This window comes from Vibrio fortis, from assembly GCF_000695685.1.
Classification (GTDB): domain Bacteria; phylum Pseudomonadota; class Gammaproteobacteria; order Enterobacterales; family Vibrionaceae; genus Vibrio; species Vibrio fortis_A.
The window spans coordinates 212,611-225,682 of the sequence record NZ_JFFR01000025.1 but is presented as its reverse complement, the minus strand read 5'-3'; the positions used below and the strand labels follow the sequence as shown (position 1 = coordinate 225,682).

Genomic DNA, 13,072 nt, shown 5'->3' with positions numbered 1-13,072 from the left:
ATTTAGTTTATCTGTCTTTTGGATCAAGCGCGTCGCGCAGGCCGTCACCTACATAGTTAAAGCAGAACAGCGTGACTACCATGAATGCAGCAGGGAATGCCAGTTGCCAGATAGCAACTTCCATCGTCTGCGAACCTTCTTGAAGCAGTGCGCCCCAGCTTGTCATAGGCTCTTGAACACCAAGACCAAGGAAAGATAGGAATGATTCCGTCAGGATCATGCTTGGGATAAGTAGAGTTGAGTAAACCGCTACGATACCCAGTACGTTTGGAACGATGTGACGTGTAATGATCTTCCACTTGCTTACACCACATACGTGAGCAGCTTCAATGAACTCTTTACTACGTAGGCTCAGCGTTTGACCACGTACAATACGCGCCATATCAAGCCAAGCAATCGCACCGATCGCAACGAAGATAAGTACAATATTACGACCAAAGAAGGTTACTAGTACGATAACTAGGAACATGAATGGAACCGCGTACAAGATCTCAAGGATACGCATCATCACTCGGTCAGTACGACCGCCAATAAAGCCTGAAGCAGCACCGTAAAGCGTACCAATCAGTACCGCTACGAAGGCCCCCATCACACCAACCATTAACGAGATACGTCCGCCAATGAGAGTACGTACGTAAAGGTCACGACCTAAGCTATCAGTACCAAACCAGTGATCAGCGTTTGGACCAACGTGCATTGCATACCAGTCAGTATCGTCATAAGTGTATTGAGCCAGCATTGGTAGGAAGATAACCGCCAATACCATCAGTGTCAGAATAAACAGGCTCACCATCGCAGCTTTGTTACGCATAAAACGAATACGCGCATCTTGCCACAAACTACGACCTTCAATTTCTAAGTTCTCAGAGAACTTTTCGATCGCTTCTAAATTTTCTTTTTTCTTCAACATAACCATGCGTCCCTGTTAGTAGCGAATTTTCGGGTCAATAACCGCTAGCAAAATATCAACAATTGCGTTGAATAAGATGAATAGGAAACCAATCAAGATGGTTACACCCATTACTAACGAGTAGTCACGGTTAAACGCAGCGTTCACGAACAGCTTACCGATACCTGGTAGGCCGAAGATGGTTTCAACAACCACCGAACCTGTGATGATACCTACGAATGCCGGGCCCATGTACGAAACAACAGGCAGCATCGCTGGCTTAAGCGCATGTTTAAGAATGATGTAACGGTAGCTTAGACCTTTAGCACGAGCTGTACGGATAAAGTTACTGTTAAGCGTTTCGATCATGCTACCACGAGTAATACGAGCGAACGTTGCAACGTATAGAAGCGACATTGCGATTACAGGCAGAACGAGGTAAATAAAGGTACCACCATGCCAGCCACCGGCTGGGAAGATGTTCCAGTGAAGCGAGAATAGGTAAATCAGAGCGGGTGCCAATACAAAGGATGGCATTACAACCCCGAGCATGGCGGTCGACATTATGGTGTAGTCGATCCAAGTATTATGCTTCAAGGCGGCAATGGTTCCGACCGATACCCCCATAATCAGCGTAAAGATGAAGGCAACGAAGCCAACCTTAGCAGAAACAGGTAGTGCTACTGCGATCAGCTCATTTACTGTGTAATCTTGGTACTTAAACGAAGGACCGAAGTCACCTTGCAGAATGTTCGTTAAGTATGTTGTGTATTGCTCAAATACTGGTTTGTCTAAACCGTATTTAGCTTCGATGTTCGCCATAACTTCTGGCGGTAATGGACGCTCGCTTGAAAACGGGTTACCCGGTGCGAAACGCATAAGAAAGAAAGATATAGTGATCAACACCAACATTGTTGGGATCGCTTCAAATATCCTTTTCATAATGAATTTAAGCATAAACTCACTCTTTCAGTCTGTGACAATTAAAATTAGAAAGACGCTACATGCGTGCCCTGCGCATGTAGTGTCTGTATCGTTATATTTTTATATTAACTTTCTAGAATCGAAGCGCAGATTACTGAGCTTTGATGTAGAGGTCTTTAGAGAAGATTTTCTCTTCCGCGTTTTCAGCTGGGAAACCGCCAACTTGCGGAGAAAGTAGACGTGAACGCACGTATTGGTAAATCGGTGCGATTGGCATATCGTCAGCCATCATCTTCTCTGCTTCTAGGTAGATAGCTTTACGCTCTTCTTCAGAAGTAGATTTCAGTGCTTTGTCGATAAGAGCATCGTATTCTGCGTTGCCCCAGTGCTGACCACCTGTTGTGTTCGCACTTACCATTAGAGTTAGGAATGAAGATGCTTCGTTGTAGTCACCACACCAACCAGCACGTGCAACTTCGAAGTCACCTTGATCTTTAGAATCTAGGTATGTTTTCCACTCTTGGTTCTCAAGAGTTACTTTAAGACCTAGAGTCTTCTTCCACATAGAACCAAGTGCTACCGCAATCTTCTTGTGGTTTTCGTTAGTATTGTATAGAAGAGTGAACTCTAGAGGGTTGCTCTTGCCGTAGCCTGCTTCTTCAAGAAGACGTGCAGCTTCTGCGTTACGCTCTTTCTGAGATAGCTCACCGTAAGCAGCCATTTCTGGATCGAAGTTAGCTGTGATTTCAGGTGTTAGGAAGTAAGCTGGTTTTTGGCCTTGGCCAAGGATAGCACCCGATACGATGTCACGGTCGATAGCGTAAGAGATCGCTTTACGAACACGTACGTCGTTGAATGGTTCTTTCTTCGTGTTGAAAGAGTAGTAGTAAGTACACAGGCTACCTTCAACAGATACAGAATCTGCATGTTCTTTCTTCAGACGCTTAAAGTGCTCAGTTGGCAGCGTTGAAGTGAAGTGGATCTCACCAGATAGGAAACGGTTCATTTCCGCTACTTGGTTTTCGATCGGTAGGAAAGTAACTTTGTTTAGGACAGTCTTGTCGTTGTCCCAGTAGTTTGTGTTACGAACCATTTCTAGACGCTCGTTCACAACCCAGTTGTTTACTTTGAACGCGCCGTTACCAACGAAGTTTTCTGGTTTAGTCCATTGATCACCAAACTTCTCAACCGTTGCTTGGTGTACTGGCTTCATTGTTGTGTGGCCAGTCATCATTACGAAGTAAGGTACTGCTGTTTCTAGCTCAACAACAAGAGTCTTATCGTCTAGTGCTTTAACGCCTAGTTCGCTCTTGTCTTTCTTACCAGCAATAATGTCTTTCGCGTTCACCATCTTCGTGTACTCCATGTACCAAGAGTATGGTGATGCTGTTGCTGGATCTACCGCGCGCTGGAAGCTGTAAACGAAATCGCCAGCAGTTACTGGGTCGCCGTTAGACCATTTTGCGTCGTCGCGTAGGTGGAAAGTGAAAGTTTTGTTGTCAGATGTTTCCCAGCTTTTTGCTACGCCAGGAATAGTGTTGCCGTCCGCGTCTTGATTCACTAGACCTTCTAGTAGGTCACGAATTACGTGAGACTCTGGTACACCTTGAGATTTGTGTGGGTCGATTGTTGCAACTTCAGTACCGTTACCACGAACGAGTTCCTGAACCTTTGCCAATTTTGTACCCGCTGGAACGTCCGCAGCGATTGATGTAGTAGAAGTGGCAGCCACTGCCAGACCAGCACCTAGAAGAAGGGCCTGAGTGATTTTATTCTTGTACATGCATAAACTCCAAGTTTTTGTATTGCATCCATGACTTCTTTGCTTGGTTCACTGAACGGTTAGTGATTTAGATTTATTTAGCTCAATTTTTGAGCATAAAAACCTAAAACCTTACAAAGATTGCGGCACACACTATCAATCATTGAATTAATTTGCCATAAAGAACTAGCAAAAAATCGGATAATTCTCCGAAATACTCAATGATTCAGCGATAAACTCTAATAAAAACGTAATTTATAGCTATTTAAATACGATGTATTATTAAAAGTCAGCCGTAAATGTTGATATATCTGTTTTGATACTTATTTTTAGCATCTTATGCTAGAAAAACCCTGACAAATTAACATTATTGCCACATGAAAGCTAATCGGGCATCACATATCCCCTAAGTTGCTTACGTTAATTGTGAGGATTATCACTCTATAAAAAGCAGAACAAATAGCTGCTTAGTGAATTATATTGGTGTAACAAATTGTTTTAATCAGTTTATATGCGTATTTATTCACACAAACCTACTGCATCTTTTGGTCAATTATTCTTCAGGCAAAAAAAACCGACTCAAAGAGTCGGTTTTCGAACATCAAAATAGGTGTTTATTTCTGCCAACGTTCAGCGGCTTTCGCGTCTGAATCACGAGATTCTACCCAACGGGTTGCCTCGGTTGTACGCTCTTTTTTCCAAAACGGTGCCTTAGTTTTCAGGTAATCCATGACAAATTCGCACGCTTCAAACGCGGCACCTCGGTGAGCACTAGACACACCAACATATACAATCTGATCACCAATATCGAGGTCACCCACTCGGTGGATAACACGCATTTTTTGAATTGGCCAGCGGGCTTCAGCTTGATCACAAATCTCGCTTAAGGACTTTTCAGTCATACCAGGGTAATGCTCTAGAGATAAGCCAATAACGTTATCCCCTAAGTTCATGTCACGAACCTTACCCACGAAAGTTACCACTGCCCCCGCTGAGGTGCCTTGAGCCAGAAAGTCGTATTCGTCAGCAACTGAAAAGTCTTCAGCTGTCACTAATACTCTTGAGTCCATCTCTAGCCTCCGGTTACTGGTGGAAAGAATGCGACTTCGTCACCATCTTTCACTTCAGTACTTAGTGGAACAATCGACTGATTCAGAGCCGCCAAAAGTTTGCCCTCTTCCAAAGCGATGTCCCACTTCCCCTCTTGCTGAACAAGGTGGCTGCGAATCGCTTCGATAGTGTTAAAGCTTGCGTCAACCTCTACGCTGTCTACACCAACCAATTCGCGAGTTTGTGCAAAGAAAAGAACTGTAATCATCATTCCGCCTTAAAGTGGCCTGATTTGCCACCCGTTTTTTCTAGCAAGCGTACCTGATCGATCACCATGTCTTTTTGTACCGCTTTACACATGTCGTAAATGGTTAAAGCCGCTACAGAAGCTGCAGTCAGTGCTTCCATCTCAACGCCGGTTTTACCCGCCAGTTTACAAACAGACTCGATGCGTACCTTGTTTTCTTCAACAACTGGTTCAAGTTGAACTTCAACCTTTGATAGTAGCAACGGATGACAAAGTGGAATCAAGTCCCAAGTTTTCTTTGCTGCTTGAATACCAGCAATACGCGCTGTCGCAAACACATCACCTTTATGGTGGCTGCCCGACATAATCAACTCAAGCGTCTCAGGCGCCATATGAACAAAAGCTTCTGCACGTGCTTCACGCACTGTTTCTGCTTTTGCCGACACATCGACCATGTTTGCTTCGCCCGAAGCGTTAATGTGAGTAAATTGACTCATGATCACCTGCCTTATACAGAAAGGTGTGGCATGAAGTTACATGGGCGGTGGCTAGCATCAAGTTGTTGTTTGATGATTTTTGTCCAGCCTGTGCGACATGCACCTGTTGAACCAGGCATTGCAAAGATCACTGTGTGATTAGCAAAACCCGCAATCGCACGTGATTGAATTGTAGATGTGCCGATCTCTTCGTAAGAAACCTGACGGAATAGCTCACCAAAACCTTCTACTTCTTTATCGAAAAGCGGTTTCAGTGCTTCTGGAGTGCTATCACGAGAAGTAAAACCAGTACCACCGGTGATCATGATTGCTTGTACTGTTTCATCGGCAATCCACTTAGAAACGATTGCACGGATCTTGTACATGTCATCAATCACGATCTGCTTGTCGACAACGTTATGACCCGCTTCTTGAGCGTTTTCTACCAAGTAACGACCAGATGTATCGTTCTCTTCTGTACGAGTGTCTGAAACGGTTAGTACTGCGATATTTGCAGGTTGAAATTTACTCTCTGCGTGACCCATTTGTTCACCTATTCTATCTATTTCAATGATTATACTGACTCACCCAGCTTATCTAAGCTAGGTGATTAAATGTTGTTGATGTGGGAGCTTAGCCGCCAATGGAAGCAAGGTGCGGTGTCATGCCGCTGTTGCCATCATGGAGAAAGTGACTCACTGACTTGGTCTGTAGCTCGGCCTGAATACGTGCGATCAGCGCGTCTTCTTGTTCATCCTCTTGGAGAAGATCACGCAGCTCAACACCATGGTCCCCAAAGAGACACAGGTGAAGCTTGCCGGTCGCAGACACGCGCAAGCGGTTACAGCTTTCGCAGAAGTCTTTCTCATAAGGCATGATCAAACCAATCTCACCCTTGTAATCTGGGTGGACAAATACCTGTGCAGGCCCGTCATTCACGGCTTTGACTTTCAAGAGCCAACCGTTGGCGATCAGGTGGTTTCTAATGGCAACGCCCGATACATGGTGTTTATCAAACAGATCGTCCATTTCGCCGGTTTGCATCAGCTCAATAAACCGCAGTTGGATAGGTTTGTCTTTGATCCAGTTAAGGAATGAAGGCAGCTCTTGGCTATTAAGATCTTTCATCAACACTACGTTGACTTTGATCTGCTCATAACCGACTTCGAACGCTTTATCGATACCACGCATCACCTCGGTAAACTTATTCTCACCTGTGATTTGGTGAAACATGCGCGAATCTAAACTATCAACGCTGACGTTAATGTTCGTTAGACCAGCTTCACGCCACTGCGCTACCTGTTTCTCCATACGATAACCGTTAGTGGTGGTTGCCACTTTTTGGATGCCTGGAGTGCTGGCTACTGTATCAATAATTTCAGTGAAATCTTTACGCAGGCTTGGCTCGCCACCAGTAATACGAATCTTTGAGGTACCACAATCGGCAAACGCTCTTACGATACGTTTGATCTCGGGAACACTGAGAAAAGACGAGTTTTTTTGCCCCGAAGGCTTGTAGCCATCAGGTAAGCAATACGTACATTTAAAGTTACATACGTCTGTAACTGACAAGCGCAAGTAATAAAACTTGCGATGGAATCTATCTTCGAATTGTTGCGCCACGGAACACCTTTCCAAACACGGGAGGCATAATCATTTCCAATTAAGCCCTTGTGACAACATGTCACTGGCTCTCAACGCTTATCAATACAGCAAAATACCACTGTGCGACTTAGCATGTAAGAGCTCGGAGTTATGGCAACTACGGTACACTGAGGCACGCGTAGCAGCTGCGTATAAAATACTTAATAATTGTGTGTGAATCTAGTTCTGTTGCCAAAAAAACGAACCTTAACAGCAAAAAAACCGCACCAGACCCTCAAAATAACTCTTGTTGAGTATCTGCCTATAAGCATTTACCCTAAATTATAGTTGGTAATAATCTAATAAGAACTAAAAAATGAATTTGTACTCTTCAAAGAAAGTCGTCGCAGTCGGCGGCGGCCACGGCTTAGGTCGCATGTTAGCGGCACTTAAACAGTTTGGCAGTAATGCGACGGGAATTGTCGCCACTACCGATAATGGCGGCTCAACAGGCCGAATTCGAGACTGCCAAGGTGGTATTGCATGGGGTGATACTCGCAACTGTATCAACCAGTTGATTACCGAGCCTTCTATCAGTTCGATGATGTTTGAGTATCGTTTCCGAGGTCAAGGTGAGCTGGATGGTCACAATCTCGGTAACCTAATGCTCACGGCTTTGGATAACCTCTCGGTTAGACCATTAGAAGCAATTAATCTAATCCGCAGTATGCTCAAGGTCGATGTCAACATTGTCCCAATGACCGAGCACCCTTCTGACCTAACAGCACTTTCGATGGAAGGTCGCTGGGTTACAGGTGAAACCAATGTCGATGACATGAGCGAGCGTCTGCGCCGCCTTGATCTTTCTCCAGAGGTACCAGCCACCAAAGAAGCGGTACAAGCAATCGCAGAAGCCGATTGTATCGTGCTAGGGCCAGGCAGTTTCTTAACCAGTATTATGCCTCCATTGCTATTGCCAGAAATTGGTAAGGCGATTGCTGATAATACCAAGGCTAAGGTGATTTTAGTCGAAAACCTTTCGCCTGAAGCGGGCCCAGCAGGGATGATGACACTCAGAGAGAAAATCGAATGGTGTGAACGCGCATGCAAAGCGCGCAAAATTGACGTGATTATCGGTGATACAGCTCACCCGGAACTCGATGGTCTTTGGCATTGCGTTACGACTGACCTCGCCTCACCTAACCGAGATTGGCGCCACGACAGGATCAAGCTTCAGCAAGCTATTGAAGCTCAATTGGCTTAAACAGTTTACTTATCTAAGTCATACAAAAAAGGAGCATTACGCTCCTTTTTTGTTAATTCATCAACTGTTGGTACTCAGTGTACGTTGTAACCAAAAGGACCTTCATATCTTGATAGTCTTCGTCTGTGATGGATTTAGCTTGTTTTACCTTAGCATCCAAACCAATCGCAAAGTTACACAATGAATCTGCCCCAAAGCTTGCTGCACTGCTCTTAAGTGCGTGGCTAATGTCTGCCAAATACTTAGCAGAGTCAACCGCATTACTTTGCTCTAAATGCTCGTGATAACCCTTGAGCTCCCCTAAAAATATCTCTAGTAAAACAGGGACATTCTCCTGGCCGATTTCACTAGCAAGTTCATCAACTTTTTCTTGGTTTAGTATTTTCATCGTTATTCTTATGCACTAATTATTCTGAGGATGATTGTTTTGCGTTCCACGCCTGTAATTTGCGATAAATGGTTGATGGGCTGACATCTAAGAAACCCGCCGCTCTAGGAATATTACCATCACAAGCCTTAATTGCCTGTTCTATCGCTGTTTTTTCAGTGAGCCACAATGGGAAAATATCTTTAACGGATATATCTTCGCTCTGTTTCTCTTTCAATCGTAGACTGTTTTCCAGCGGTTGGTTGAGTGGTGGTGGCAACATGTTTAAGTTGATCTCTTTACCATTGTTAAGCACCACAACATTACGCAAAACATTCTGCAGTTGACGTACGTTACCTGGCCATTCGTACTGGTTGAATCGGTCAATCACTTCTTGGGAAAAACGGACAAACGCCTTACCTTCTTCGACTGACATATAGCCTAGCAATGAGTAAGCAATTTCAATGACGTCTTCACCACGCTCGCGCAATGGCGGAAGATGCAATGGGATAACGTACAGACGGTAATATAAATCTTCGCGGAAACGCCCTTCTTGCACTTCTTTCCATGGGTCACGGTTAGTCGCACAAACAAAGCGCACATCCACACTCTTCATTTTTGAAGAACCTACTTTTTGGAAAGTACCTGTCTGGATAAAGCGAAGAAGTTTTGTTTGAAGCTCGAGGTCCATTTCACAAAGCTCATCGAGGAACAAGGTTCCTCCATCCGCTAATTCGGCAGCGCCTTGTCGATCGGTAGCCGCCCCTGTGAACGCACCTTTCACGTGACCAAACAGTTCACTCTCAATCAAGTCTTTAGGAATAGCGGCACAGTTGATGGCAATAAACGGCTTATCACCACGTTTACTCGCAGCATGAACCGCTTCAGCACACACCTCTTTACCTGTACCACTTTCACCGGTGATAAAAATACTGGCTTTACTTGATGCCGCTGAGTCGATAGTGCGATAGACCTGCTGCATGGTTTGGCTACTGCCAATAAAACCTTGGTAGTTCTGACTACCCGGATGTTCAGCACTGTTCTTCAGCTTAGTTGCTTTACGAATCGCATTGTTAACCGTGATACGTAAGCGGTCAGCCTCGCACGGCTTGATCAGGAAATCTTGAGAGCCGTGACGCATCGCTTCGACGGCAGTGTCGATTGAACCGTGTGCCGTCATGAAAATGACAGGGACTTCAGGAAAATTCTGTTTAACCGCAAATAGGACGTCCATCCCCGTCATATCAGGAAGACGAAGATCAAGTAGAATGAGGTCTGGGATTCTATGGTTAAGGCTCTCAATAGCCTCTTTGCCTGTCCCCACAATATTGATATCTATCTCTAACGGGGTCAGGTAAGATCGATACAACGCCGCAACAGACGCCGTATCCTCTACCATTAACAAATACTTCGATTTGTTATCAAATGTTTTTGATTGCATATCCTAGCCGATATTATTTTGCATTTATTGTAATAATCGCATTCCGCTTTGCATTATGCAAATTACTCAGCTGTTTTTATCGCATCATTTTCTATTAAGACCAATAATCATACAGTTAAACATCTGGCACGAAGGATGCAGTCAAATAATTGACCTTCGGGTCACCTAGCCAACTGACGTTGTTAGTGGATGACATTTCCACAAATGTGAGCCAGTAGATGAGTTACTACTGGCTTTTTTTTAGGTAAAGGGCAAATTGTCGGAATTGATTAGCTGTTGGTAATGAATTGCTGTCTCATCTGTTCAATCTCATCACGCTTCTGCGCGGCAAGCTCGAACTCTAGGTTTTGGGCGTGCTGATACATTTCTGCTTCTAGCTTGCTAATTGCTTTATCGAGTTCTTGCGGGCTCAATGTAGCGTAGTTAGCCGCCTCTTCAGCCACTTTAGACAGTGGTACTTGCTTAGATTGGCGCTGTTTCTTCGACTTGGTGATATCTCCAAGCTCCATGATATCTTTAACATTGCGCTTCAATGCTTGTGGGGTAATACCTTGCTCTTCATTGTATTGCATCTGTTTGATTCGACGACGCTCAGTCTCATCAATCGCCTTTTTCATCGACTTGGTGATCGAGTCACCGTAAAGAATCGCCTTACCATGTAGGTTACGTGCTGCACGACCAATTGTCTGAATCAAGGAACGCTCTGAGCGCAAGAAACCCTCTTTATCTGCATCAAGGATCGCCACCAGCGAGACCTCGGGCATATCTAAGCCCTCTCGCAACAAGTTGATACCCACTAAGACATCAAACTCACCCAGCCTCAAATCTCGGATGATCTCAACACGTTCCACCGTATCAATATCTGAGTGTAAGTAACGAACCTTCACACCATGTTCTGTAAGATACTCAGTGAGATCTTCCGCCATACGCTTAGTTAACGTTGTTACCAGTACTCGTTCTTCTTTTTGTGAACGGATACGAATCTCAGAAAGAAGGTCATCGACTTGAGTAGCCACTGGGCGAACCTCAATCTCAGGGTCTAGAAGGCCTGTTGGGCGAACCACTTGGTCCGCGATATCACCATCAGACTTCTCAAGCTCATAGTTACCTGGTGTTGCCGAGACAAAGATAGTCTGCGGCGCAATCGCCTCAAACTCATCAAACTTCATTGGTCGGTTATCTAGTGCTGAAGGAAGACGGAAACCAAACTCCACCAACGTCTCTTTACGCGAGCGGTCACCTTTATACATAGCACCAATTTGCGGCACCGTTACGTGTGACTCATCGATAACCAAAAGCCCATCAGCAGGCAGGTAATCGAATAAAGTCGGTGGCGCTTCACCTTCCGCACGACCACTTAAATAACGGGAGTAGTTCTCGATGCCTGAGCAGAAACCAAGCTCAGTCATCATCTCAATATCAAACTGTGTGCGTTGAGAAATACGCTGTTCTTCCAACAGTTTATTATTGTCTTTCAGGTATTGTGCTCGCTCACGCAGTTCCTCTTTGATGTTCTCAATCGCATCTAATATGGTTTCGCGCGGCGTTACATAGTGCGTTTTCGGGTAGACAGTAAAACGTGGCAAGTCGCGCTGCTTCACCACTCCAGTAAGTGGGTCGAAGATACTAATACAGTCAACTTCATCATCAAACATCTCGATTCGAACTGCATCTTGATCAGATTCAGCTGGGAAAATATCGATAACCTCTCCCCGCACTCGGAACTGACCGCGTTCAAAGGCAACATCGTTTCTTGAGTATTGCAGTTCAGCTAGACGACGCAAAATATCTCGCTGATCAATCACGTCCCCGCGACAAACATGAAGCATCATTTTAAGGTAAGACTTAGGATCACCCAGACCGTATATCGCAGATACTGACGCTACGATAATGGCGTCTTTGCGTTCAAGTAGTGCCTTGGTTGCAGAGAGGCGCATTTGTTCGATGTGTGCGTTAACCGACGCGTCTTTCTCAATGAATGTATCAGTGGTTGGTACGTAAGCTTCCGGCTGGTAGTAGTCGTAGTAAGAAACGAAATACTCAACCGCGTTGTTCGGGAAGAAGGCTTTCATCTCACCGTACAATTGAGCAGCTAGGGTTTTATTTGGTGCGAGTAAAATAGCTGGACGTTGTGCCTCGGAAATGACATTAGCCAAGGTAAAGGTCTTTCCCGAACCTGTAACCCCTAATAGCGTCTGGTGCGCTAGCCCAGAATCTAAACCGTCTAACAGCTTTGCAATAGCGGTAGGTTGGTCACCTGAAGGTTTATAGTCAGAAACCAAGTCAAAGAGCTTACTCATAGGTTGTCATTCCCATACTGTTTATTTAATCAGGGTATTGTCTCCTTAGGTTGGCTATAGATGCAACCTTTATCGAGATAATCACCTCATATTATTGTTGTTAAGTTATAGCTTTTATTCAGATTAATTGATATTATCCGTCGCCCTACCCAAGCTTCTCCGCTTAATCTCGAATATTTTAATCCACGACTTTTCCCCAAAATATTTAAAATAACCACGTTTTATCCTGTTCACGCAATGACCACTAAAAGTTATACACGCGCAAATAATTAGAATAAAGTCATGCTAGCCAACCACTTACATTAAACAACCCTTTCTTTAGAAAACTCCTAACTTGCGTTGTCAAAGTTTCGCCCACACACTTATCCACAATTTTGGTGGATAACTAAAGCAAAGCCAAATTCTACAAGGGATACAGAAAAGTAAAGTAATTTATCTATTTTTTTGTCGCTATTTTCTGTTGACAGAAATCGATGGTGTTATTAATATTCGCGTCGCTAACAAGCAATTCCCCCTTAGTTCAGTTGGTAGAACGGCGGACTGTTAATCCGTATGTCGCAGGTTCGAGTCCCGCAGGGGGAGCCAAATTCTAGAAAAAAGCTCAATCGAAAGATTGAGCTTTTTTCGTTTTTAACTGCGACTAACTTGTTCCAAGTTAATGTCTCAGAGCTAGCCGCCCGCGTTCTAGTCCCGCAGGGGGAGCCAGATTTAGAGAAGCCGCATCACTCGATGCGGCTTTTTGCGTTTTAAAGTGACTGGTTTGTACCA

At 44.5% G+C, this 13,072-nt stretch carries 12 protein-coding genes, 1 tRNA gene and 1 riboswitch; of the genes, 2 read left to right on the top strand and 11 right to left on the bottom strand.

What is annotated here, in order from left to right; genetic code table 11:
• Window positions 1–7: 7 nt before the first annotated feature.
• The 8 genes from oppC to moaA form a co-directional block, all read right to left on the bottom strand.
• Complete coding sequence (gene oppC, locus VFDL14_RS08065) at window positions 8–910, bottom strand: oligopeptide ABC transporter permease OppC (RefSeq protein WP_032552009.1); 903 nt, start codon at window positions 908–910, stop codon at window positions 8–10.
• Window positions 911–925: 15 nt separating this feature from the next.
• Window positions 926–1,846 carry an oligopeptide ABC transporter permease OppB gene (gene oppB / locus VFDL14_RS08070; protein WP_032552008.1) on the bottom strand — a complete coding sequence of 307 codons (921 nt, stop codon included), beginning with the start codon at window positions 1,844–1,846 and terminating at the stop codon, window positions 926–928.
• Between the two features lie 118 nt (window positions 1,847–1,964).
• Window positions 1,965–3,596 carry an ABC transporter substrate-binding protein gene (locus VFDL14_RS08075; RefSeq protein WP_032552007.1) on the bottom strand — a complete coding sequence of 544 codons (1,632 nt, stop codon included), beginning with the start codon at window positions 3,594–3,596 and terminating at the stop codon, window positions 1,965–1,967.
• A gap of 593 nt (window positions 3,597–4,189) precedes the next feature.
• Window positions 4,190–4,645 carry a molybdopterin synthase catalytic subunit MoaE gene (gene moaE, locus VFDL14_RS08080; protein WP_032552006.1) on the bottom strand — a complete coding sequence of 152 codons (456 nt, stop codon included), beginning with the start codon at window positions 4,643–4,645 and terminating at the stop codon, window positions 4,190–4,192.
• A gap of 2 nt (window positions 4,646–4,647) precedes the next feature.
• Window positions 4,648–4,893: a molybdopterin synthase sulfur carrier subunit gene (moaD, locus tag VFDL14_RS08085; RefSeq protein WP_032552005.1), complete on the bottom strand. Its 246-nt coding sequence runs from the start codon at window positions 4,891–4,893 to the stop codon at window positions 4,648–4,650.
• A complete protein-coding gene (gene moaC, locus VFDL14_RS08090; protein ID WP_032552004.1) occupies window positions 4,893–5,369 on the bottom strand; it encodes a cyclic pyranopterin monophosphate synthase MoaC in 477 nt (158 codons plus the stop codon). The genes moaD and moaC overlap by 1 nt, the downstream gene beginning before the upstream one ends.
• Before the next feature lie 11 nt (window positions 5,370–5,380).
• The gene (moaB, locus tag VFDL14_RS08095) at window positions 5,381–5,893 is read right to left on the bottom strand and encodes a molybdenum cofactor biosynthesis protein B (protein WP_032552003.1); all 513 of its coding nucleotides are present in this window, start codon (window positions 5,891–5,893) and stop codon (window positions 5,381–5,383) included.
• Window positions 5,894–5,981: 88 nt separating this feature from the next.
• Window positions 5,982–6,971 (bottom strand): GTP 3',8-cyclase MoaA, encoded by a 990-nt coding sequence (moaA, locus tag VFDL14_RS08100; protein WP_032552002.1) that lies wholly within the window; start codon window positions 6,969–6,971, stop codon window positions 5,982–5,984.
• Window positions 6,960–7,113, bottom strand: a riboswitch (molybdenum cofactor riboswitch). (Overlaps the previous gene by 12 nt.)
• Before the next feature lie 195 nt (window positions 7,114–7,308).
• Here moaA and VFDL14_RS08105 point away from each other — a divergent pair.
• Window positions 7,309–8,196 (top strand): YvcK family protein, encoded by an 888-nt coding sequence (locus tag VFDL14_RS08105; protein WP_032552001.1) that lies wholly within the window; start codon window positions 7,309–7,311, stop codon window positions 8,194–8,196.
• 52 nt (window positions 8,197–8,248) lie between these two features.
• On the opposite strand, the gene luxU is transcribed toward VFDL14_RS08105, so the two are convergent.
• The 3 genes from luxU to uvrB form a co-directional block, all read right to left on the bottom strand.
• Window positions 8,249–8,584 carry a quorum-sensing phosphorelay protein LuxU gene (gene luxU, locus VFDL14_RS08110; protein ID WP_032552000.1) on the bottom strand — a complete coding sequence of 112 codons (336 nt, stop codon included), beginning with the start codon at window positions 8,582–8,584 and terminating at the stop codon, window positions 8,249–8,251.
• 19 nt (window positions 8,585–8,603) lie between these two features.
• On the bottom strand, window positions 8,604–10,004 hold the full coding sequence (luxO, locus tag VFDL14_RS08115; RefSeq protein WP_032551999.1) for a quorum-sensing sigma-54 dependent transcriptional regulator LuxO: 1,401 nt from the start codon (window positions 10,002–10,004) through the stop codon (window positions 8,604–8,606).
• Between the two features lie 269 nt (window positions 10,005–10,273).
• Complete coding sequence (gene uvrB / locus VFDL14_RS0123285; protein ID WP_032551998.1) at window positions 10,274–12,304, bottom strand: excinuclease ABC subunit UvrB; 2,031 nt, start codon at window positions 12,302–12,304, stop codon at window positions 10,274–10,276.
• Between the two features lie 509 nt (window positions 12,305–12,813).
• Between uvrB and VFDL14_RS08120 the strand changes: the two genes are divergently transcribed.
• Window positions 12,814–12,889: transfer RNA gene (locus VFDL14_RS08120), tRNA-Asn, on the top strand.
• Window positions 12,890–13,072: the final 183 nt, after the last annotated feature.

Coding starts and splice junctions, on each gene's coding strand:
- oppC (WP_032552009.1), bottom strand. CDS start 910: ATGTTGAAGAAAAAAGAAAATTTAGAAGCGATCGAAAAGTTCTCTGAG.
- oppB (WP_032552008.1), bottom strand. CDS start 1,846: ATGCTTAAATTCATTATGAAAAGGATATTTGAAGCGATCCCAACAATG.
- VFDL14_RS08075 (WP_032552007.1), bottom strand. CDS start 3,596: ATGTACAAGAATAAAATCACTCAGGCCCTTCTTCTAGGTGCTGGTCTG.
- moaE (WP_032552006.1), bottom strand. CDS start 4,645: ATGGACTCAAGAGTATTAGTGACAGCTGAAGACTTTTCAGTTGCTGAC.
- moaD (WP_032552005.1), bottom strand. CDS start 4,893: ATGATTACAGTTCTTTTCTTTGCACAAACTCGCGAATTGGTTGGTGTA.
- moaC (WP_032552004.1), bottom strand. CDS start 5,369: ATGAGTCAATTTACTCACATTAACGCTTCGGGCGAAGCAAACATGGTC.
- moaB (WP_032552003.1), bottom strand. CDS start 5,893: ATGGGTCACGCAGAGAGTAAATTTCAACCTGCAAATATCGCAGTACTA.
- VFDL14_RS08105 (WP_032552001.1), top strand. CDS start 7,309: ATGAATTTGTACTCTTCAAAGAAAGTCGTCGCAGTCGGCGGCGGCCAC.
- luxU (WP_032552000.1), bottom strand. CDS start 8,584: ATGAAAATACTAAACCAAGAAAAAGTTGATGAACTTGCTAGTGAAATC.
- luxO (WP_032551999.1), bottom strand. CDS start 10,004: ATGCAATCAAAAACATTTGATAACAAATCGAAGTATTTGTTAATGGTA.
- uvrB (WP_032551998.1), bottom strand. CDS start 12,304: ATGAGTAAGCTCTTTGACTTGGTTTCTGACTATAAACCTTCAGGTGAC.